The following is a 20,025-nucleotide window of genomic DNA, read 5'->3' on the forward strand; positions in this document are numbered from 1 at the left end:
AGGGTTGACAACGTCGGAGGGAGTGCGCATGTCGGCCACGCGGATGCTGGTCCTCGGCGTCATGCACTGGGCCGGTCGGGCGCACGGCTACCAGGTCCGCACGGAGCTGGTGAGCTGGAGCGCGGACACCTGGGCCCGGATCAAGCCGGGCTCGATCTACCACGCGATCCGCAAGGCCGCCGCCGACGGGCTGCTGGAGCAGGACTCCACCGAACCGGGTGACGGCGGCCCGGACCGGGTCGCCTACCGGATCACCCCCGAGGGCCGCGCCGAGCTGCGCAGGCTCGTCCGCGAGGGCCTGTCCACCCCGGGCGACCCGTGGATGCTCAACGCCGCGATCGCCATGCTCCCGGTCCTCGACCGCGACGAGGTGCGCGCACTGCTGGCCACCCGCATCAAGGCGCTCGACGAGACCCTGACCCGGCTGCGCGAGTGGCGGGCCGACCCGGGCCAGACCCCCGAGCACGTGCTGGAACAGGCCAACCTGTGGGTGGGCCAGGCGCGCGCCGACCAGGAGTGGGCCGCGAGCCTCCTCGACCGCCTCAACGCGGGCGGCCTCCGACTGCCCCAACCGCCCGCAGTCCTCCACCCCACCCGGGACTGATCCAGGACTGATCCACCCGGGACCGGTCAGCGGCCCTCCACCCACCCGCGCCCACCCACTCGTCAAGCCACCCGCGCAGCGCCCCACCCCCACCGCGGGCACCCGACCGCAGACACCCGGACTAGCACGCAGGCACCGCAATCCCCGCCTCCACCCCAACCACCCGCACCCGCACCCCAACTCCCGCCTGCGCCCTCGCCCCACCCGCACCCCACCTGCGCCTCGCCAGCGCGCCACTCGCGCCCCACCTGCGCCTCGCCAGCGCACCATTCGCGCCCCGCCCACGCGCCACCCGCGCGCCGCCAACCTCGCTCGCCACCCGTGCGCCGCCAACCCCCCGCCGCACCACCTGCGCCCCACCTGCGCCCCGCCCACGCGCCGCGCACGCGCCACCCGCGCGCCGCCAGCCCCCGCTCACCACCAACCCCCCGCCCGCACCATCTGCGCCCCGCCTATGTGCCACCTTCGCCCCACCCGCGCGCCATCTCCGCCCCACTTGCGCGCACCCACGCCCACCTTGGCCCGCTCACACCCATCCCCGCCCTGCCTGCGCACCATTCCGCACTCTTACCACCCACTCACCCGCCGGAGCTAGTCAAACTTGACTAGCCCCCACTCGCGGTGCATCCTCTCCGCCAACGGTAGTCAAACTTGACTAGAAGGAGGTGCGGCGTGATCGAAGCACGCGGACTGGCGCGGACGTTCCGGACGCGCGGCGGGACCGTCGAGGCCGTGCGAGGGGTCGACCTCGACGTGCGGGCCGGGGAGCTGGTCGGGTTCCTCGGGCCCAACGGGGCGGGCAAGACGACGACGCTGCGCATGTTGACCACGCTGCTGCGGCCCACCGCGGGGTCGGCCACCGTGGCGGGCGTCGACCTGGCGTCCGACCCCACCGGGGTGCGGCGCCGGATCGGCTACGTCGCCCAGAGCGGCGGCGGGATGCCGGAGGCCAGGGTCGGCGAAGAGGTCGAGCTGCAGGGCAGGCTGCACGGCCTGAGCCGGGCCGAGGCCAGGTCGCGGGGAGCGCTGCTGGCCGAACGCCTCGACCTGGCCGGGCTGCAGCGGCGGCCGGTGAAGTCGCTGTCCGGCGGGCAGCGGCGCAGGCTCGACATCGCCATGGGCCTGGTCCACGGCCCGGAACTGCTCTTCCTGGACGAACCCACCGCGGCCCTGGACCCGCAGAGCCGCGCGAACCTCTGGGAGCACATCCGCACCCTGCACGCCGTGCACGGCACCACGGTCTTCCTCACCACGCACTACCTCGACGAGGCCGACTCGCTCTGCGACCGGCTCCTGGTGATCGACAACGGCGCGATCGTCGCGGAGGGCAACCCGGCCACCCTCAAGGCCGAGGTGTCCGGCGACCTGGTCGAGGTCGGCGTGGCCGCCGACGACGTCGCGACGACCATGGCGATCGCCGCCCGGATTCCGGCGGCCACCGACGTCGCCGCCCCGGACGGCCCGGTGTGCTTCCGCGTCCCCCGGGGCGACCGGGCCCTGCCGGAACTCCTGCGCGCCCTGGACGCCGCGGGCATCGCCACCACGTCGTTGCAGGTCCAGCGGCCCACCCTGGACGACGTCTTCCTCACCCTGACCGGCCGTTCCCTGCGCGACGCCGAGGAGACCCCCGTTGCCGCGTGACACCTGGCTCGTCTTCGAGCGCGGCCTCACCCTGTCCCTGCGGAACCCGGCCTGGATCGCCATCGGCCTGGTGCAACCGGTGCTCTACCTGTTCTTCTTCGGCCCGCTGCTGGAGAGCATCACCGCCACCACCCCCGGTTTCCCGGCGGGCACCGCCTGGCAGATCCTCACCCCGGCGCTGATCGTGCAGGTGGCGCTGTTCAGCGGCTCCTACGTCGGTTTCGCCCTCTTGGCCGAACTGCGCCTGGGCGTGGTGGAGCGGTTGCGGGTCACCCCGGTCAGCCGCTTCGCGCTGCTGCTGGGCAAGGTCCTGCGCGACGCGCTCCAGACGGTCGCGCAGTCCCTGCTGATCATCGCCATGGCCTACCTGCTGTTCGACCTGCGGGCGTCGGTCGGCGCGGTCCTGCTGACGCTGGTGATCGTGGCGATGGTGTCGCTGACCCTGTCGTCGTGCTCGTACGCGTTGGCGTTGCGGCTGAAGAACGAGGAGGCGTTCCCGGCGATCCTCAACACCGTGCTGATGCCGGTGCTACTGCTCTCCGGGATCGTCGTGCCGATCACCCGGGGCCTGGCGCCGGACTGGCTCTACGCGATCTCCCGCTGGAACCCGTTCACCCACGTGGTGGACGCGGAGCGGGCGTCCTTCCGGGGCGACTTCACCGTGGACGGGTTGCTGACCGGGTCGCTGGTGCTGTTCGCCATGACCGTGCTGGCGTTGATCTGGGGCGGCCGGACCTTCGCCCGCGAGAACGCCTGAGCACCCCCGGGAGGCGGTAGCACCGCCTCCCGGGGCTAGTCCGCCAGTTCCGTGCGCATCAGGTAGACGTTGTACGGGCTCCACTGCGACATCGCGTGGTACAGCACCGGCCCGTCGGCCGAGTCCGGGTGCAGGAAACCGCCGTACAGCCCCGGGTACCGGTCCCCGGCGACGACGACCTGCGGCAGGGTCCACGGGCCGGTCAACGCCTCCGCGGTGCGCAGGACGATCGCCGACAGCGTTTCGTCGAGGTGCAGGGCGAGCCAGCGGTTGAAGTGGGTGTTGTGGACGACCGACAGTTCGGCCACCGGCCCCGACAGCACCGGCACCGCGCGGAAGGGGTCGCGTTCGACCCACGACGAGCCCGTCCAGTACGAGTACGCCGCGGGCTCCAGGATGTCCGAGAACCCCACCCGGGCCAGGGAAGCCGAACCCCACCGGCCGTTCGGGGTGCCCAGCAGGTACAGCCAGGAGTCGTCGCGGGCGAAGGCGCCCATCTGGAACGGGTGGTCCTTCTCCGCCCGGTTCACCCACCGCGACCGGCCCGGCTTCTCCCAGGTGTGCCCGTCGTCCACCGAGAAGGCGATGCCCGCGTAGTTGGTGAACCACTTGCCGCGCACGCCCCAGTTCCGCACCGACATGTAGTGCAGGTAGTGCACCCCGTCGACCTCGATCCCCGCGCACGGGATGACGGTCTCCTCCTCCGAGCCGGGGTCGCGCTCCAGGACCTGCCGGGCGGCGCCGTCGTCGCGGGCCACGACCGAGGTGAAGCGCAGGCCCGCCGAGAGGTCCTGGGGTTCGGCGACGGCGAGGAAGTTGCAGCGCCAGTCCGCGCCGGTCGACGGGCCCGCGCCGTCGCCGCACCAGCCGTCGCCGTAGGTGTCGCCGAAGACGACGAAGGTGCGCTCGCCGGAGGACCACATCACGCCGAGGTCGGTGGCGTGGACACCGAAGGCGGTCCCGTTGACCGACTCGTGCCCGGTGACCTTGCTGACCAGTTCGGTTCCGACGACGCGCACGGGTGGACTCTACGTGGGCAGCCCCGCCAGTTCGGCCAGGAACGCGGTCGAGCGCTCCGGCGACCAGGCGTGCGCCAGGATGCGCTGCCAGGCCAGCCGGAACACCTCCACGTCCTCCGGCTCGTCGAGGAACACGCTGCGCGCCCGGTGCTCGGTGTAGGCCATGGCCGGGTCGGCGGGGAAGTCCATCAGCACGAACGACCCCTCCAGCCCGGGGTGCGCCTCGGTGTCCGACGGCACGACTTGGAGCACCACCCGGGGGCGCCGCGACATCTCCAGCAGGTGCCGCAACTGCCCGTGGTGCACGTGCGGGCCGCCGACCGGCACCCGCAGCGCCCACTCCCCCAGCACCACGTGCAGCACCGGCGGCGACTCGCGGCTCAGGATCGCCTGCCGGGCCAGCCGGGCGGCGACCTTGCCGTCCAGCTCGGCGGCCGAGAGCGGCGCCGGGGCGGTCCCGCGCACGACGGCGCGGGCGAAGTCCGGGGTCTGCAGCAGCCCCGGGATGATCAGCGGCTGGTGGTTGCGCAGGCGCGAGGCCTTCGACTCCCAGTCGACCAGCGTCTGCCACTGCTCGGGCAGGCCGCGGCCGTGCACCTGGACCCAGCCGGGCTCGGCGGCCTGCCGCACCAGGTCCAGGATCTCCACCCGCCGGGGCGCGGGCACCCGGTAGAGCCCGAGCATCGCCTCGACGTCGGGGAGGCGCAGCCCGGAGCTGCCGGTCTCCACCCGGCTCACCTTGGCCTGCGACAGGCCGAGCCGCGCGCCGACCTCCCCGGTGGTCATCCCGGCCTGCTTGCGCAGCCTGCGCAGCTCACCGGCGACCTGCCGGGACCGAATCGTGGGCCGTCCAGGAGGCACCCCGCACCCCGTCTCCAGTGAATCCGCTACCGCCTCCACTTTGCTACCGCCTCTGAGCTGGGCAAACAACTACACGATCAGTTGATTTGCCCGATTCCGGGCGGTCCGGGGCCCCGCGTCGACCATCCCGACGCGGACCGCACACCGGGCGCCTTACGATCCACGGCGTGAGCGCGCCCGCAGTCGAGGACGAGGCAGACCGGACCCCACCGCCCGAGCAGGTGAGCGGGCCGAGCCCGGCCGCTGTGCTGCGCGAGCGCGTCCTGGGCAGGCCGATGCCGACCGACCGGCTGCGCGGCTGGCTGGTGACCGCCGTCATCGGCCTCATCGGCGCGGTCGTGCGGTTCCAGAACCTGGGCTCGCCCACCGACAACGGCACCCCGGTCTTCGACGAGAAGCACTACACCCCGCAGGCGTGGCAGATGCTGCGCAACGGCGGCGTCGAGGACAACCCCGGCTACGAGCTGACCGTGCACCCGCCGCTGGGCAAGACGTTCATCGCCCTCGGCGAGTGGCTCTTCGGCTACAGCGGCTGGGGCTGGCGGTTCACCGCCGCGCTGTGCGGGACGCTGATGATCGTCCTGGTGGTGCGGATCGCCCGCAGGCTCACCCGCTCCACCCTGCTCGGCGCGGTCGCGGGCCTGCTGCTCATCGCCGACGGGGTGTCCCACCTGCAGTCGCGCATGGGGATGCTCGACATCTTCCTGGCCTTCCTGATCCTGGCGTCCTTCGCCTGCGTGCTCGTCGACCGCGACCAGGTGCGCTCCCGGCTGGCGGTCGCCGCCGCCGAGGGCTGGGTCACCGAGTCGAAGTACGGGCCGCGGCTGGGTGTGCGCTGGTGGCGCCTCGGCGCGGGCGTGCTGCTCGGGCTGGCCTGCGGGGTGAAGTGGTCGGGCATGTACTACATCGCCGCGTTCGGCCTGCTCACGGTGATGTTCGACGTGGCGGCGCGGCGCGCGGCCGGGGTCCGGCACCCGTGGCGCGGGGCGATCGTGCGCGACGTGCTGCCCGGGCTGTGGGCGTTCGTGGTGCTCGGCGTGGTGGCGTACCTGTCGACCTGGTGGGCCTGGTTCGGCTCGGAGACCGCCATCGACCGCACCCTGGTGGCGACCACCGGCACGGACCCGCTCTCGGTGGCCAGGGGCGCGCTCGGCTCGCTGTTCCAGTACTCCACCCACGTGCTGGACTTCCACGCCTCGCTGGTGACCAAGCCCGGCCAGCAGCACCCGTGGGAGTCGAAGCCGTGGACGTGGCCGATGAGCCTGCGGCCGATGCTCTACTACTACGAGGGCGGCACCACCGGCTGCGGCGAGGCCCGCTGCGTGTCGGCGACGATGCTGATCGGCACGCCCGCGCTGTGGTGGCTGTCGCTGCCGGTGCTGGCCTGGGGCCTGTGGCGGATGTTCGCCAGGCTGGACTGGCGGTACGCGGCGGTGGTCGTGGGCTACCTGACCGGGCTGCTGCCCTGGTTCGCCACCCTCGACCGGCAGATGTACTTCTTCTACGCCACGCCGATGGCGGCGTTCCTGGTCCTGGGCATCACGCTGTGCCTGGGGCAGGTCCTCGGTGCCGCGCGCGCCGGGGCGGAGCGGCGCGGCACCGGGCTGCTGGTGGTGGCCCTGTACGTGGGCCTGGTGGTGGCCAACTTCGTGTGGCTGTGGCCGATCCTCAACGGCGACCCGATCACCGAGAGCCGGTGGCAAGCCGAACTGTGGCTGCCCTCCTGGCGCTGACCCTCTCCGGCCGGGCAGGCTCCGGCTCCCGGGCGCGCAGCTCGGCGGCCACGCGCACGGCGTCGCGGTCCTCGACGTCGCGGCTGCCCGCGAGGCCGGGGGTGTGGTTGCGGGTGTGGTTGTGGTTGAGGCCCCAGGTGACCAGGGCGAACAGGGCGACGAGGACGAGTGCGGTGGTCATGGCAGCAATGCTGCGCCGCATCAATTCCTGCCACCAGTGGCAGCACTGACCTTGTAACGCAAAATCCTGCCAACTACGCTGCGCCCATGCTCACGACCGTCGCGGCCATCCTGATCGACGACTTCGCCCCGTTCGAGTTCGGCGTCCTGTGCGAGGTCTTCGGCACCGACCGCACCGACGAGGGCGTGCCCCCGGTGGAATTCCGCGTGGTCGGCGAGGACCCCGGGAAGCCCCTGCGCACCAACGTGGGCGTCCGCGTCCTGCCCGACCACGGCTTGGACGCGCTGGAGGGCGCCGACCTGGTGGCCGTCCCCGCCTGCACGATCCGCGACGAGTACCCGGAACCGGTCCTGGCGGCCGTCCGCGCCGCCCACGCCCGCGGCGCCACCCTCCTGTCGGTGTGCAACGGCGCGTTCATCCTGGGCGCGGCGGGCCTGCTCGACGGCCGCCGCTGCACCACCCACTGGCGCCACGCCGCCGAGTTCGCCGCCCGCCACCCCGAGGCCGTCCTCGACCCGGACGTCCTGTTCGTCGACGACGGCGACATCGTCACCGGCGCGGGCACCGCCTCGGGCATCGACGCCTGCCTGCACCTGGTCCGCCGCGAACTCGGCTCCGCCGCGGCGACGACCATCGCCCGCCGCATGGTCGTCCCCCCGCAGCGCGACGGCGGCCAGCGCCAGTACGTCGACCTGCCGGTGCCCGACTGCCGGGCGGAGAGCCTGGAGCCCATCCTCACCTGGATGCTGGAGCACCTGACCGAGGAGCACCCGGTGTCCGCACTGGCCAGGCGGGCCACGATGTCCGAGCGCACCTTCGCCCGCCGCTTCGTCGCCGAGACCGGCACCACCCCGCACCGGTGGCTGACCACCCAACGGGTCCTGCACGCCAGGAGGCTCCTGGAAACCACCGCCCTCACCCTCGACGAGGTGGCCCACCGCTGCGGCTTCACCTCCACCGCCCTGATGCGCCACCACTTCCAGAAGCAGATCGGCGTGGCCCCCCACGACTACCGCAGGACCTTCGCCACCCGCTGACCCCGGCAGACACCGCCACCGCACCCCGCCCACCTCCCGACACCGGCCGAGGCGTGCACCCCTCGGCGGGCTGGTGCGGGCGAGCCCCCAGGCCCGTCCCGAGCAGGCCAGCCACCCCACCAACAGCAGGCCCGACCACCAGCCACCCGAACCCCACCAGCGCAGCGCCCCACCGGCCGCCCCCGAAATCGCCGGCCCAGCGGGCAAATGCCCATGTGGGTGGAGGTGCTTGGTCAGCCAGCCACCCCGAAACCGGCGGCCCGGCTACGCCCCGGCCCGGGCGGGTGGAGGTGCTTGGCCAACCGACCACCCCGAGAACCGCCGGCCCGGCGAGCGAATGTCCGGGTGGATGGAGGCACTTGCCCAACCGGCCACCCCGAAACCCGCCGGCCCGGCGAGCCAACTGCCCGGGTGGGTGGATGTGTTTGGCCGGGGGTGGCGATCATGTGACAGCCTGCCTGGGCGGTGGGGCATCTTTTCAGCCCCACCTGACGCACTGGAGCACATGATCGCCATAGGGGCCCCGGCCAAACACATCCACCCAGCCGGGCACCACCCACCAAAAGACCGGGCTTTGAACAACGGCACGGCCGAGCACATCCACCCAGCCGGGCGCCCCAACGAAGATCCAGGCTGACGGACACACCCTCCGCAGACGCCCAGGTTCAACTGCTCTGCAGGCGCCGGATGCGGTCGACGTGGGCCGGGTGGGAGGCGAGGACGCGGGCGCGCCAGGTGCGGCGGTCGCCGCCCGCGGCGGCCAGCCAGCCCTTGAGGACGTCGCGCAGGGCGGGGCCGTAGCCGAGGGTGGCTGCGGCGCGGTCGGCCCGGTACTCGCCCAGCCGCGACGACCAGGCCACGACCGGCGCCAGCAGGGGCATCAGCAGCAGCCACGGGTTCAGGTAGACCACGCCCGCGAGCAGGATCAGCACCAGCAGCACCGAGGCCAGCACGACCGCCGCGCCGCCGAAGCGGCTGAAGAACCTGCCCACGGCCAGCACGCCCTTGGCCACCAGCGCGACCAGGACGATCGCCCCGCGCGCGGGCAGTTGGTACCACCAGCCCAGCAGCGACACCCTGGCGTGCCCGTGCAGGTGGTGCCCCAGCTCGTGCGCGAGGACCGCCTCGAGCAGGTGCGGCGGCAGGTCCAGCGCGGCCCTGGTCACCGCCACCGTCCGACCGCCCGCGGCGAACGCGTTGAGCCCCTTGGAGCCCTCGATCCACAGCCGGTAGCGTTCCCGGTTGACCCCCGCGGCCCGGCACACCGACGCCCAGACCGGTTCCAGCCGGGACAGGTCGCGCACGGACGGTTCGTGCATGTCGAACAGGCCCTTGGCGAGGACCGTCTCGATCGCCGGGACGAACACCACGACGCCGGAGAGCACCCACACCACGGGGATCACCCACGACTGCGACGGCCACACGATCGAGCCGAGCAGGACCATCACGACCAGGCTGCTGATGAACGCGGGCGCGATCAGCCCGAGGGACAGCACGGCGGCCAGGTCCGGGCCGCGGCGTTGTTCCACGGGCAGGATGCGCGTTCGGGGGCGGTGCGGCTGCTCGTCCATGGCCGGTCTGCTCAGTCCTTCGCGGGGTGCGGGGGTGTCTGGTGCGGGGTCGTTGGCGCAGGGGTGCCAGTCTGCTCCAGATTGCCCGGGAACCCGCCCGCTGTCCATCAGGCCGTCAGCGCACCCGCTGCTCCTCGAACCTGTCCTTGACCTCCTCGTCGAAGAAGGAACCGGAGTCCGCCGCCGAGGCGAACCGCCAGTACACGTGCTTGGGCACGTCGAGGTACCGGTGGACCCGGCCGGTGTGGAACTCGACCTCCAGGGTGTCGGTCATCGCGTCGAAGGCGATCGAGGCGATGACCGCCGAGTCCGGTTGCGTTCGGTGCACCAGCGCTCCTCAACTCGGTCCGGGCGGGTGCGGCGGTCAGGGTTCGCGCAGCACCGCGCGCAGCGCCTCCAGCACGGCCGGGTCCTCGATCGTCGACGGCGCGGGCTCGTCGCGGCCGTCGGCGATCGAGCGCATGGTCTTGCGCAGGATCTTCCCCGACCGCGTCTTCGGCAGCCCGTCGACGACCGACACGTGTCGGAACGCGGCCACCGGCCCGATCTCCCGCCGAACGGCGGCCACCAGTTCCCGCCGCAACACCTCCTCCTCGACCTCCACCCCCGACTTGAGCACCACGAACCCGCGCGGCAGTTGCCCCTTCACCGCGTCCCGCACCCCGATCACCGCGCACTCGGCGACCGCCGGGTGCGCGGCGAGCACCGCCTCCATCGACCCGGTGGACAGCCGGTGGCCCGCCACGTTGATCACGTCGTCGGTGCGGCCCATGACGTGGACGTAGCCGTCGGCGTCGATCGAGCCGCCGTCGCCGGTCAGGTAGTGGCCGGGGAACGCGGTCAGGTACGACCGCACGTACCGCTCGTCGTCGCCCCACAGCGTGGGCAGCGTCCCCGGCGGCAGCGGCAGCCGCAGGACGATGGCCCCCTCCTCGCCGGTGGGCAGCTCCTCCCCGCCCGGCCCGAGGACCCGCACGTCGTAGCCGGGCAGCGGCACGCTCGGGGACCCCGGCTTGATCGGCAGCGGCTCCAGCCCGCGCGGGTTCGCGCAGATCGGCCACCCGGTCTCGGTCTGCCACCAGTTGTCCACCACCGGCACGCCCAGCTTCTCGCCCGCCCAGCGGTGGGTCTCCGGGTCCAGCCGCTCCCCCGCCAGGAACAGCGCCTCCAGCCCGCTCAGGTCGTACCGGGCCAGCTCCGCCGCGTCCGGGTCGGCCCGCTTGATCGCCCGGAACGCCGTCGGCGCGGTGAACAGGACCTTCGCCCCCGTCTCGGCCGCCACCCGCCAGAACGCGCCCGCGTCCGGCGTGCCGACGGGTTTGCCCTCGTAGAGCACGGTGGTGGCGCCCACCAGCAGCGGCGCGTAGACGATGTAGGAGTGGCCGACGACCCAGCCGACGTCGGAGGCGGTCCACATGACCTCACCCGCGCCCACGTCGTAGACGTTCGCCATGGTCCAGGCCAGCGCCACCGCGTGCCCGCCGTTGTCGCGGACCACGCCCTTGGGCTTGCCGGTGGTCCCGGAGGTGTAGAGCACGTACAGCGGGTCGGTCGCGGCCACCGGCACGCAGCCGACGGGCTCGGCGGCGGCCATCGCCTCGTCCCAGTCGAGGTCGAGCGGCTCCGGTTCGGTCCTGGCCTGCTCGCGCTGCAGCAGCACGACCCGCTCGGGCCGGTGGTCGGTCAGCTCCAGCGCCTCCCGGATGATCGGCCGGTACTCGACCACCCTGGTCGGCTCCACGCCGCAGGTGGCGGTCACCAGGACCTTGGGCTCGGCGTCGGCGATGCGACCGGCCAGCTCGCGCGGGGCGAACCCGCCGAAGACGACCGAGTGCACCGCGCCGAGCCGGGCGCAGGCCAGCATGGCCACCACGGCCTGCGGGACCATCGGCAGGTAGATGACCACCCGGTCGCCCTTGACCACCCCCAGCCCGGCCAGCACCCCGGCGAAGCGCGCCACCAGGTCGGTCAGCTCGGCATAGGTGTAGGCGGCCCCGGTGTCGGTGACCGGTGAGTCGTAGACCAGGGCGACCTGCTCGCCGCGCCCCGCCGCGACGTGCCGGTCGAGGGCGTTGTGGCAGGTGTTGAGCACCCCGTCGGGGAACCACCGGTACAGCGGTGCCGCGCTGTCGTCCAGGGCCCGGGTGGGCGCCCGGTCCCAGTCCAGGGCCCCGGCCGCGTCCAGCCAGAAGCCCTCCGGATCGGTCAGGCCGCGCTCGCGCGCCGCCGCGTAGTCGCCCATCCCCGCCCTCCGATCGCCGCGCTGAAGTGCCTTGCCGATACCTTGCCACCGAACCGGGGGTCGTGGCGGCGCCGTCGGCAGCCTGTGGACAACTGATGGAACCGGGGTACGGGTCGTCGCGTCCTGTGGACAACCGCCGCCGTCGGACCACGGGTCGACATACCCTGGGAGCAGGCGCGCCGCGCCTGGTCCGCTGGACGCCCGGCCGGAACACGAGAGGAGCTGGTGGACGCAGTGCTGGAGCTAGCCGCTTCGCTGCTGTCCCTCGCGCACAGCATCTTCGGCCCCGGCCTGTGCCCGGGTGACTGGGTGTGGGCGACCGCGACGGCCGGGGCGCTGATCGCGCTGCTGCCCGTGCTGGGCACGCTGACCATCGCGCTGGTCCGCAAGTTCACCGGCAACACCTACAACGCGGTCACGCTCTCGGTGATCGGGGCGATCGGCGGCCTCGCCGTCTTCCTGTTCCCCTGGTTGCTGTTCAACGGCGTCAGCAGCGTCTACCGGGCGGTCTTCGCCGGGGAGCCGGTGCCGCTGACCGACGCCGAGCTGGGCTCCTTCACCGAGGAGTACTGCTGGGTCGGGCAGCAGAGCCTGTACCTGGGTGAGCGGCCGACCGCCTACGAGGTGCTGTTCCACCCCTACGAGTCGATCCCGATGTACCTGCTGCGCCTGGGCGTGCTGGTCGTGGTGCCCGTGCTGTGCCTGCTGTTCGTGATGCTGCAGGGCCGCGCCGCGCTGCGCCGGGGGCCGAAGTGGCCGGGTCGGCTGATCTGGATTCCGTTCGCGCTGATGGCGGTGGTGAGCCTGACGGTCGAGGCGAACGCGCTCGCGTTCCTCTGGATCGGGTTCCTGCTGGTCAGCGTGCTGGGGTTGATCCCGGTGTACGTGGTGGGGCCACCGAGCTGGTCCACCATCGAGCGCCAGTACCAGAACCAGGGGCCCGACTCGGGGAACCCCCGGCACGTCAACCCCCAGCAGGGCAACCCCCAGCAGGGCCGCTCGCAGCAGGTCCCGCCGTACCAGCCGCCGCCACAGGTGTCGCAGTACCAGCCGCCGCAGCAGTCGGTGCGCAGGCCGCCGCCGTACCAGCCCCCGCAGCCGCCGCCGCGCCCGCCGGCCACCCCGACCAGGATGGAGCCGCAGCCCGACCGGGCCGCCCTGGCGAAGCTGGCGGCCGACCCCGGCCCGCTCCCGTTCACCCCGCGCGGTGCCGCCCCGCCGCCGATCAAGCCCTCGGGCAGCCGCTTCCGCCGCGTCCGCCCGCTGGGGCAGGGCGGGTTCGGCACGGTCTGGTTGGCCGTGGACACCCAGCTCGACCGCACGGTCGCGGTGAAGATGGCGCACGCCCCGGACGCGGAGACCGAGGAGCGGATGCTCCGCGAGGCCCGCGCGCTGGCGGCGGTGCACCACCCGAACTGCGTGCGCGTCTACGACATCGTCTCCGAGCCGGACGGCCTCGGCCTGATCATGGAGTACATCGAGGGCCAGCCGCTGGCCGACCGGGTGGGCACCGGCGGCCCGCTGGACGACGTGGCGGTGGCCCGGCTGTGGATCACCATGGCGGGGGCGCTGTCGGCCGCGCACGCCAAGGGCGTCCTGCACCGCGACGTGAAGCCGTCCAATGTGATCATCGACCCGGAGGGCAACGCGCACCTGATCGACTTCGGCATCGCCAGGGCCAAGGGCGACTCCACCCTGACCGCCACCGGCATGATGGTGGGCACCCCGGACTTCCTCGCCTCGGAGACCGCGGCGGGCGCCAACGCCACCCCCGCCTCCGACGCCTGGCAGTTGGCGGCCACGGTCAGCTACGCGCTCACCGGTCGCCCGCCGCGCGGCACCAGGGAGAACGCCATGCAGGCGCTGATGGCAGCGGCCAAGGGCGAGCCGCTGACCCACCTGCCGCAGAACAGCGCGCACCGCCGCCTGCTCACCGCCTCCCTCGACCAGGACCCGGCCCGCCGCCCCACGCTCGCCGCGGTGGCGCGCGAGCTCAGCGACTGGCTGGCCCGCGAGGGCCACACCGAGACGGGCCCGGTGACCCAGATCGTCCGCCGCAAGGACATCGAGGAGGTCGACCGCACCAAGCCCATGCGCTGACCGGGCCGGGTCGGCGGCAGCGGCGCACCGTCCACACCGGGAATCGCGGATCACACGATCCGACCGTCCGATCATGACTATGGTGGCCGCATGTCGGACGCGGTGGGGGCGGCGCCGCGCCCGGTGAAGGCCGGGGTGGTCGCCGGGGTGGCCGTCGCCCTCGGCGCCTTGGCGGTGTTCGCGTGGCTGTCCGGGCGCGGTCTCGGGGTGGACAGCAGCGTCTACCGGGCGGGTGCGCTCACCTTCCTCAACGGCGATGCCCTCTACGCGCCGCTGACCACCGGTGAGCCGTGGGCGCCTGCCCTGCCCTTCACATACCCGCCCATCGCGGCAATCCTGTTCGTGCCGCTGACCTACCTCCCCGCGCAACTGGCGTGGGGTCTGCTCGCCGTCCTGTCCGTGCTCTCCCTCGCGGCGCTGGTCCGGCTCAGCCTCCCCCGCGCGAGCGCGAACTGGCAGGTGCTCCTGGTCTTCGCGGGCGCGTTCGCGCTCGAACCGGTCTGGCGCACCCTGGCCCTCGGCCAGGTCAACCTGGTCCTCGCGGCCCTGGTCGCCGTGGACGTCCTCGTCCTGCGCGGTCGCCCCGCCGGTGGGGTGCTCATCGGGTTGGCGGCGGCGGTCAAGCTGACCCCGCTGATCTTCGTGGCGCACCTGGCGCTGACCGGGCGGTGGGCGGACGCGGGCCGGGCGGCGGGGACGTTCGCGCTGCTCAACCTGGCCGCGTGGGCGCTGCTGCCCGGCGACACCGGAGCCTTCTGGGGCCAAGCGCTGCTCGACGGGAACGACGCGACCACCAACTCCTGGATCGGCAACCAGTCGATCAACGGGCTGGTCCAGCGGCTGACCGGGGAGGGGCACTGGGCGATGGCCGCCTGGGCGGTCGCGGGCGCGCTCTGCCTGGCCGTCGGGGCGCTGGTGGTGACCCGGCTGGCGAAGCGGGGCGATCAGGTGGGCGCGCTGCTCGTGACCGCCTTCGCGGGCCTGCTGGTGAGCCCGGTCTCCTGGACGCACCACTGGGTGTGGGTGGTGCCGCTGGTCGGGTGGCTGATCGGGCGGGGGCGGCCGCTGTGGGTCGTCGCGGTCGCCGTCGTGGCCACGGGGTGGGAGTTCGCCCTGGCGCCCAGTGGTGCCAAGGTCGAACTGAGCTGGTCGGGCTGGCAGGCGGTGCTGGGCAACGCCTACGTCGCGGTCGGCCTGGCGCTGGTGCCGGTCGTCGCCGCCCTCGCGGTGCGCGGGCGGGCACGACGTGCTGAGGTACTGGCGGACACCGGGTGAAGGAGTGGATGACCATGGCCGAGCAGACCGTCGACGTCGCCGTGGTGGGGCTGGGCCCCGGGGGCGAGGCGCTCGCGGCGCGGTTGGCCGGGGCGGGGCTGTCCGTGCTGGGGATCGAGTCGCGGCTGGTGGGCGGGGAGTGCCCGTACTTCGCCTGCGTGCCGACGAAGATGATGACCAGGGCGGCGGACGCGCTCGCCGAGGCGCGGCGGGCCGGGGAGCTGGCCGGGTCGGTCGAGGTCACCCCGGACTGGGCGCCGGTCGCGGCGCGCATCCGGGACGAGGCCACCGCCGACTGGGACGACAAGGCCGCCGTGGACCGGCTGCTGGAGTCCGGGGCGCGGTTCCTCCGCGGCACCGCGCGGATCACCGCACCGGGTGAACTCGAGGTCACCGGTCCGGACGGGACGCACACCGTGACGGCCACCCGCGGCATCGTGCTCAACACCGGCACCGACCCCGCCGTGCCGCCCATCCCCGGCCTGGCCGACGGTCCGGTCTGGACGAACCGGGAGGCGGTCCGGGCCACCGAGGTGCCCGAGTCGCTGGCGGTCATCGGCGGCGGCCCGGTGGGGTGCGAGTTCGCCCAGGTCTTCGCCCGGTTCGGCGCGGAGGTGACCCTCCTGCAGTCCAACGCCCGGCTGCTGCCGCAGGACGAGCCGGAGGCCGGTGAGCTGCTCGCCGAGCGGCTCGCCGCGGACGGCGTCGCGGTGCGGACCGGTGTGAAGATCACCGGGGCCACGCACGCCGACGGCCGGGTGACGCTGCAGGTCGAGGGCGGCGAGCCGGTCATCGCCGCCAGGGTGCTGGTCGCGGCCGGTCGCAAGACCGACATGGCCGCCCTGGGCCTGGGCGCCTACGGCCTCGACGAATCCGCCAAGGGGCCCCGGGTCGACGACCGGATGCGCGCCGCCGAGGGGCTGTGGGCGATCGGCGACATCACCGGCAAGGGCGCCTTCACGCACATGTCGATGTACCAGGCGGGCATCGCCGGGGACGACATCCTCGGCCAGGAGACCAAGGCCGACTACCGGGCGGTGCCCCGGGTGACCTTCACCGACCCGGAGGTCGGGTCGGTGGGCCTCAGCGAGGCCGCCGCCCGGGAGGCGGGCCTGAACGTGCGGACGGGGACGACGCAGATCCCGGACTCCTCGCGCGGGTTCATCCACAAGCTGGGCAACGCGGGCCTGATCAAGCTGGTCGAGGACGCCGACCGGGGCGTGCTGGTCGGCGCCACGGCGATGGGCCCCGGCGGCGGCGAGGTGCTGGGCGCGCTGGCGGTGGCCGTGCACGGCGAGGTGCCGGTCGACACCCTGCGCGGGATGATCTTCGCCTACCCGACGTTCCACCGGGCGATCTCCTCCGCGCTCGACGACCTGCGCGGGTAGGCCGGTGCTGGCCGACGCCGTCGCGTACCTGCGCTGCCCGCACTGCGGCGACGACCTGGTCCCGGACGAGCGGGTGCTGCGCTGCCCGCGCGGGCACGCGTTCGACGTGGCCAGGCAGGGGTACGTGAGCCTGCTGCGCGGCGCGGCGACCTTCACCGGGGACACCGCGGCGATGGTCGAGGCGCGGACGGCGTTCCTCGGGGCGGGCCACTACGACCCGATCGCGCGGGCGTTGGCGGCGGTCGAACCCGGTCCCGGCTGCGTCGTCGACCTGGGTGCGGGCACCGGCCACTACCTGGCGGCGATGCTGGACGCGCGGCCCGGCCGGGTGGGGTTGGCGCTGGACGCGTCGAAGAACGCCCTGCGCCGGGCGGCGCGGGCGCACCCGCGGATCGGCGCGGTGGTGTGCGACGCGTGGCAGCCGCTGCCGGTGCGCACCGACGCCGCCGGGCTGGTCGTCAACGTGTTCGCCCCGCGCAACCCCGCCGAGCTGCACCGGGTCCTCGCACCCGGCGGCACGCTGGTGGTGGTGGCGCCGACCGCGGCGCACCTCGGCGAACTGGTCTCCGCGCTGGACCTGCTCAGCGTGGGCGCGGACAAGCAGGACGGCATCGACGACAGGCTCGCCGCGCACTTCACCCCGGTCGACCGACGGCTGGTGGAGTTCCGGATGGCGCTGCCGCACCGCGACGTGGCGGCGCTGGTGGGCATGGGGCCGAACGCGTTCCACGACGCGTCGGCGCTCCCCGGGCGCATCGCCGCGCTGACCGAGCCGGTCGTGGTGACCGGCTCGGTCAGCGTGACCTCCTACTCCCCGGGGTGATCCGTGGGGTGGTGGGGTTTCCCACCACCGGCCTGTGCCTTGTCCATCGCTCCGAGTGCCCTCGGCGCTACCGCCAGTCGCCGGACCGCCCGGTGAGCGCGAGCAGCCGCTCCTGCGGCGGGGCGTCGTCGGCGACCGGGAGGCGGTTCGCGAACAGGCCGCCCGGCCCCCAGATGCGGGGCGAGTCCGGGAACCGCCCGATCCGGTCGAGCGCGACCAGGACCAGGGACTCGTCCAACTCGACGTCGAGGCCGAGGGCGGTGCCGATGTCCCAGCCGTGCACCAGGACATCCCCGAAGTGCACCGCGAGGGCGAACTCCCCCGGCACCTGGTAGTCCCCGATCGCGAACGTCCTGGCCAGCACCGCGTCGTCGGCGAAGTGGGCGTGCAGGGCGGCGGAGGAGGCGCGGAAGTCGGCGCGCGGGTCGCCGGTGGGCTCGAAGCCCGCGCCCAGTTGACCGAGGGTGCGCCGGTTGTTGTCGACCATGTGCTCCAGCACGTCGCGCACGGCCCACTTGTCGCAGGGAGTGCGGGCGTCGAGCTGCTCGTCGGTGGCCTGCTCGGCGAACCCCGTGGTCGAGGCGATGGCCGCGCGGTCGAGTTCCCGGATGTCCATGGTATCCCCTCAAGTGTACGAACGATCGGTCATATAGTTCCAGAGTGACCGATCGTTCGTCTAGAGTGATTTCCGTGGACGGACGGCTGGCGCGCGGCGAGGAGACCCGGCGGGTCACCCTGCAACGCGCGGTCGAGCTGGCCTCGGTCGAGGGCCTGGAGGGAATCACCATCGGGCGGCTCGCGAGCGAGCTGGAGCTGAGCAAGAGCGGCATCTTCGCCCTGTTCGGCTCGAAGGAAGACCTCCAGTTGGCGGCCGTCGAGCACGCCGAGAAGATCTTCCGCGCGCACGTGGTCACCCCGGCCGCCACCGCCGACCCCGGCCTCCCCCGCCTCGTCGCGCTGCTGGAGCACTGGCTGGTCTACTCGAAGTCCCGGGTCTTCCCCGGCGGCTGCTTCTTCGCCGCCGTCGCCGCCGAGTTCGACGCCAGGCGGGGCCGCGTCCACGACGCCATCCGCTCCGGGCAGCAGCAGTGGGGCCGATTCCTGGAACGCCTGGTCACCGAGGCCGTCGAGGCGGGCCACCTGCCCGCCGACACCGACGCGGCCCAACTCGCCTTCGAGCTGTTCGCCCTCGCCAGGGCCGCCAACACCGACGCCGTGCTGAGCGGTTCGGACGTCCCCTACGAGCGGGCCACCACCGCCATCGGCAACCGCCTCCGCGGCTAGGCCAAGCGGTCCCGTCGGGCCCTCGCGATGGGGAGGCGGGGGTCGCGGCGGGACAGGAGGCCGATGAGGGTGTCGTGGACCTCCAGGTCTTGGGACCCCGTGGGGCTGTGGGCGAGACCCCAGAGGTCGTCGGCGTCGCCCGCGTCGAGCACGGCCCGGCGCACCGCGGCTTCAAGTTCGTCCCGCTGCTCGCGGACGACAGGGGCGTCCGAGCGCGGCAGGAGCGGGCCAGACCCGGCGGCGGCCCTGAGGTCGTTGGCGCGCAACAGGTCCGGCAGCGCGAGGAAGTCCGCGGTGAGGTCCGCGGCCAGCCGGTAGGGGCGGGTCAGGATGATGCGGTCACCGAGGGCGGTGCGGAGGCGGTGCATCTCGGCGCGGGCGGTGACCGGGTTGCCCGCGTCGCCGTGCAGGGCCAGGGCCAACTGGTCGGCGGTCATCCCCGCGGGGTTCAGCGCCAGCGCGGTGAGGATGTCCGCGTGGCGCGGGGACAGCGGCTGCTCCCGTCCGTCCACTGTGGCCACCGGGTGGGTCGCGCCGAGGAACCTCAGCTCCAGCCGGGGTTTGCGCGGCGCGCTCCGGGTCGACCGGGACAACCGCAGCAGGTAGCCCTCGTCCAGCGGCTCGACCAGGGCCTCCCGACCGTCCGGGAGGGACAGTGAGGCGGCGGGCACGTCCAGCCGCGCGGGCAGCGGGCCGCACGCCTCGGCGGCGATGACCCGACCGGAGGCGCTGAGCAGCGCCGCACCGCGCAGGCCGAGCAGGTGCGGCAGGTTGCGGCGGCGCAACTGCTCGTCGCGGGCGGTCATCCGGACCCGCAACTGCCCCTCGGCGAGCTGGGCGGCGGCGGTGACCAGGGCCAGGGTCGCCGGGTGGCGGGTGCGCAGCGGGCCGGTGACGTCGATGGCGCCGAGGACCGCGCCGGTGTCCGGGTCGTGCACCGGGGCCGCCGCGCAGGTCCAGGCGTGGATGGTGCGCACCAGGTGCTCGGCGGAGTGGATCTGCACCGGCCGGTCCACCGCGAGCGTGGTGCCCATGGCGTTGGTGCCCATGGCGTCCTCGCTCCACCGGGTGCCCTCGGCCAGGCCCACCCGGTCGGCGAGCAGGCACACGTCGACCTGGCCCTCGCGCCAGAGGATGTTGCCGTCGGCGTCGGTGACGATCATCAGGTGCATGGCCTCGTCGGCGATGCCCACCAGGGTCGCGCGCAGCACCGGCAGCACCTCGGCCAGCGGGTGCGCCGCGCGCAGGTCGCGCAGGTCCGCCCCGGAGTACACGACCGGCGGGGGGTTGCCGTCCGGGTCGACCCCGCCCGCCAGCGACCGGCGCCACGAGTCGGACACGACCTCGCGCGGCGCGGCGGGGGCCGGTCCCCCGCTGAGCACGGCGTCGCGCACGCGCGCCAGCAGGTGCGCGTAGTCCTCCGGGTTCGTCATCCCCCCGATGATGCGGCCCCGGTGGTTGATCCGGCAACCGCCACGTCGGTGCAACGCGACTGCAACGTTGCCGCTC

Annotated in this window: 18 protein-coding genes; 10 read left to right on the forward strand and 8 right to left on the reverse strand. The window is 73.6% G+C overall.

Going from position 1 to position 20,025, the window contains the following annotated elements; translation table 11 throughout:
* The first annotated feature begins 28 nt into the window (after positions 1–28).
* From DFQ13_RS05130 to DFQ13_RS05140, 3 genes are all read left to right on the forward strand, one after another.
* The gene (locus tag DFQ13_RS05130) at positions 29–604 is read left to right on the forward strand and encodes a PadR family transcriptional regulator (protein WP_110079004.1); all 576 of its coding nucleotides are present in this window, start codon (positions 29–31) and stop codon (positions 602–604) included.
* Between the two features lie 672 nt (positions 605–1,276).
* Positions 1,277–2,245, forward strand: a complete 969-nt coding sequence (locus DFQ13_RS05135; RefSeq protein ID WP_110079005.1) for an ATP-binding cassette domain-containing protein — start codon at positions 1,277–1,279, stop codon at positions 2,243–2,245.
* On the forward strand, positions 2,235–3,002 hold the full coding sequence (locus DFQ13_RS05140; RefSeq protein WP_110079006.1) for an ABC transporter permease: 768 nt from the start codon (positions 2,235–2,237) through the stop codon (positions 3,000–3,002). Before DFQ13_RS05135 ends, DFQ13_RS05140 begins: the two co-directional genes overlap by 11 nt.
* A 35-nt stretch (positions 3,003–3,037) precedes the next feature.
* Here DFQ13_RS05140 and DFQ13_RS05145 read toward each other — a convergent pair whose 3' ends face one another.
* On the reverse strand, positions 3,038–4,021 hold the full coding sequence (locus DFQ13_RS05145; RefSeq protein WP_110079007.1) for a DUF4185 domain-containing protein: 984 nt from the start codon (positions 4,019–4,021) through the stop codon (positions 3,038–3,040).
* Between the two features lie 9 nt (positions 4,022–4,030).
* Positions 4,031–4,882: a helix-turn-helix domain-containing protein gene (locus DFQ13_RS05150; protein WP_035289343.1), complete on the reverse strand. Its 852-nt coding sequence runs from the start codon at positions 4,880–4,882 to the stop codon at positions 4,031–4,033.
* Between the two features lie 221 nt (positions 4,883–5,103).
* On the opposite strand from DFQ13_RS05150, the gene DFQ13_RS05155 reads away from it, so the two are divergent.
* A complete protein-coding gene (locus DFQ13_RS05155; protein WP_233438304.1) occupies positions 5,104–6,615 on the forward strand; it encodes a dolichyl-phosphate-mannose--protein mannosyltransferase in 1,512 nt (503 codons plus the stop codon).
* Here the strand turns inward: DFQ13_RS05155 and DFQ13_RS05160 are convergent.
* Complete coding sequence (locus DFQ13_RS05160; protein ID WP_110079008.1) at positions 6,566–6,796, reverse strand: hypothetical protein; 231 nt, start codon at positions 6,794–6,796, stop codon at positions 6,566–6,568. The genes DFQ13_RS05155 and DFQ13_RS05160 overlap by 50 nt on opposite strands.
* 86 nt (positions 6,797–6,882) lie before the next feature.
* Between DFQ13_RS05160 and DFQ13_RS05165 the strand changes: the two genes are divergently transcribed.
* Positions 6,883–7,833 (forward strand): helix-turn-helix domain-containing protein, encoded by a 951-nt coding sequence (locus DFQ13_RS05165; RefSeq protein ID WP_035278534.1) that lies wholly within the window; start codon positions 6,883–6,885, stop codon positions 7,831–7,833.
* A 665-nt stretch (positions 7,834–8,498) separates the two neighbouring features.
* Here the strand turns inward: DFQ13_RS05165 and DFQ13_RS05170 are convergent.
* The 3 genes from DFQ13_RS05170 to DFQ13_RS05180 all read right to left on the reverse strand — a co-directional run bounded on the left by DFQ13_RS05170 (position 8,499) and on the right by DFQ13_RS05180 (position 11,646).
* Positions 8,499–9,404 (reverse strand): M48 family metalloprotease, encoded by a 906-nt coding sequence (locus DFQ13_RS05170; protein ID WP_052021731.1) that lies wholly within the window; start codon positions 9,402–9,404, stop codon positions 8,499–8,501.
* Positions 9,405–9,519: 115 nt separating this feature from the next.
* Positions 9,520–9,732, reverse strand: a complete 213-nt coding sequence (locus DFQ13_RS05175) for a KTSC domain-containing protein (RefSeq protein ID WP_035286761.1) — start codon at positions 9,730–9,732, stop codon at positions 9,520–9,522.
* 36 nt (positions 9,733–9,768) lie between these two features.
* The gene (locus tag DFQ13_RS05180) at positions 9,769–11,646 is read right to left on the reverse strand and encodes an AMP-binding protein (RefSeq protein ID WP_110079009.1); all 1,878 of its coding nucleotides are present in this window, start codon (positions 11,644–11,646) and stop codon (positions 9,769–9,771) included.
* 225 nt (positions 11,647–11,871) lie between these two features.
* Here DFQ13_RS05180 and DFQ13_RS05185 point away from each other — a divergent pair, with 225 nt between their 5' ends.
* The 4 genes from DFQ13_RS05185 to DFQ13_RS05200 all read left to right on the forward strand — a co-directional run bounded on the left by DFQ13_RS05185 (position 11,872) and on the right by DFQ13_RS05200 (position 17,232).
* The gene (locus DFQ13_RS05185) at positions 11,872–13,746 is read left to right on the forward strand and encodes a serine/threonine-protein kinase (RefSeq protein ID WP_110079010.1); all 1,875 of its coding nucleotides are present in this window, start codon (positions 11,872–11,874) and stop codon (positions 13,744–13,746) included.
* A 90-nt stretch (positions 13,747–13,836) separates the two neighbouring features.
* Entirely contained in the window at positions 13,837–15,021 is a 1,185-nt protein-coding gene (locus DFQ13_RS05190; protein WP_110079011.1) for a glycosyltransferase 87 family protein, read from the forward strand.
* Positions 15,022–15,035: 14 nt separating this feature from the next.
* The gene (locus tag DFQ13_RS05195; protein WP_110079297.1) at positions 15,036–16,409 is read left to right on the forward strand and encodes a dihydrolipoyl dehydrogenase family protein; all 1,374 of its coding nucleotides are present in this window, start codon (positions 15,036–15,038) and stop codon (positions 16,407–16,409) included.
* Between the two features lie 4 nt (positions 16,410–16,413).
* Complete coding sequence (locus DFQ13_RS05200) at positions 16,414–17,232, forward strand: putative RNA methyltransferase (protein WP_110079012.1); 819 nt, start codon at positions 16,414–16,416, stop codon at positions 17,230–17,232.
* Between the two features lie 67 nt (positions 17,233–17,299).
* On the opposite strand, the gene DFQ13_RS05205 is transcribed toward DFQ13_RS05200, so the two are convergent.
* Positions 17,300–17,848 carry a TIGR03086 family metal-binding protein gene (locus DFQ13_RS05205; RefSeq protein WP_110079013.1) on the reverse strand — a complete coding sequence of 183 codons (549 nt, stop codon included), beginning with the start codon at positions 17,846–17,848 and terminating at the stop codon, positions 17,300–17,302.
* A 68-nt stretch (positions 17,849–17,916) separates the two neighbouring features.
* Between DFQ13_RS05205 and DFQ13_RS05210 the strand changes: the two genes are divergently transcribed.
* Positions 17,917–18,516 carry a TetR/AcrR family transcriptional regulator gene (locus DFQ13_RS05210; protein ID WP_035286767.1) on the forward strand — a complete coding sequence of 200 codons (600 nt, stop codon included), beginning with the start codon at positions 17,917–17,919 and terminating at the stop codon, positions 18,514–18,516.
* Here the strand turns inward: DFQ13_RS05210 and DFQ13_RS05215 are convergent.
* On the reverse strand, positions 18,513–19,949 hold the full coding sequence (locus DFQ13_RS05215) for a GAF domain-containing protein (protein WP_110079014.1): 1,437 nt from the start codon (positions 19,947–19,949) through the stop codon (positions 18,513–18,515). The genes DFQ13_RS05210 and DFQ13_RS05215 overlap by 4 nt on opposite strands.
* Positions 19,950–20,025 lie beyond the last annotated feature (76 nt).

Source organism: Actinokineospora spheciospongiae (genome assembly GCF_003182415.1).
In the GTDB taxonomy this organism is placed as follows: domain Bacteria; phylum Actinomycetota; class Actinomycetes; order Mycobacteriales; family Pseudonocardiaceae; genus Actinokineospora; species Actinokineospora spheciospongiae.

Coding starts and splice junctions, on each gene's coding strand:
- DFQ13_RS05130 (WP_110079004.1), top strand. CDS start 29: ATGTCGGCCACGCGGATGCTGGTCCTCGGCGTCATGCACTGGGCCGGT.
- DFQ13_RS05160 (WP_110079008.1), bottom strand. CDS start 6,796: ATGACCACCGCACTCGTCCTCGTCGCCCTGTTCGCCCTGGTCACCTGG.
- DFQ13_RS05165 (WP_035278534.1), top strand. CDS start 6,883: ATGCTCACGACCGTCGCGGCCATCCTGATCGACGACTTCGCCCCGTTC.
- DFQ13_RS05170 (WP_052021731.1), bottom strand. CDS start 9,404: ATGGACGAGCAGCCGCACCGCCCCCGAACGCGCATCCTGCCCGTGGAA.
- DFQ13_RS05180 (WP_110079009.1), bottom strand. CDS start 11,646: ATGGGCGACTACGCGGCGGCGCGCGAGCGCGGCCTGACCGATCCGGAG.
- DFQ13_RS05190 (WP_110079011.1), top strand. CDS start 13,837: ATGTCGGACGCGGTGGGGGCGGCGCCGCGCCCGGTGAAGGCCGGGGTG.
- DFQ13_RS05195 (WP_110079297.1), top strand. CDS start 15,036: ATGGCCGAGCAGACCGTCGACGTCGCCGTGGTGGGGCTGGGCCCCGGG.
- DFQ13_RS05205 (WP_110079013.1), bottom strand. CDS start 17,848: ATGGACATCCGGGAACTCGACCGCGCGGCCATCGCCTCGACCACGGGG.
- DFQ13_RS05215 (WP_110079014.1), bottom strand. CDS start 19,949: ATGACGAACCCGGAGGACTACGCGCACCTGCTGGCGCGCGTGCGCGAC.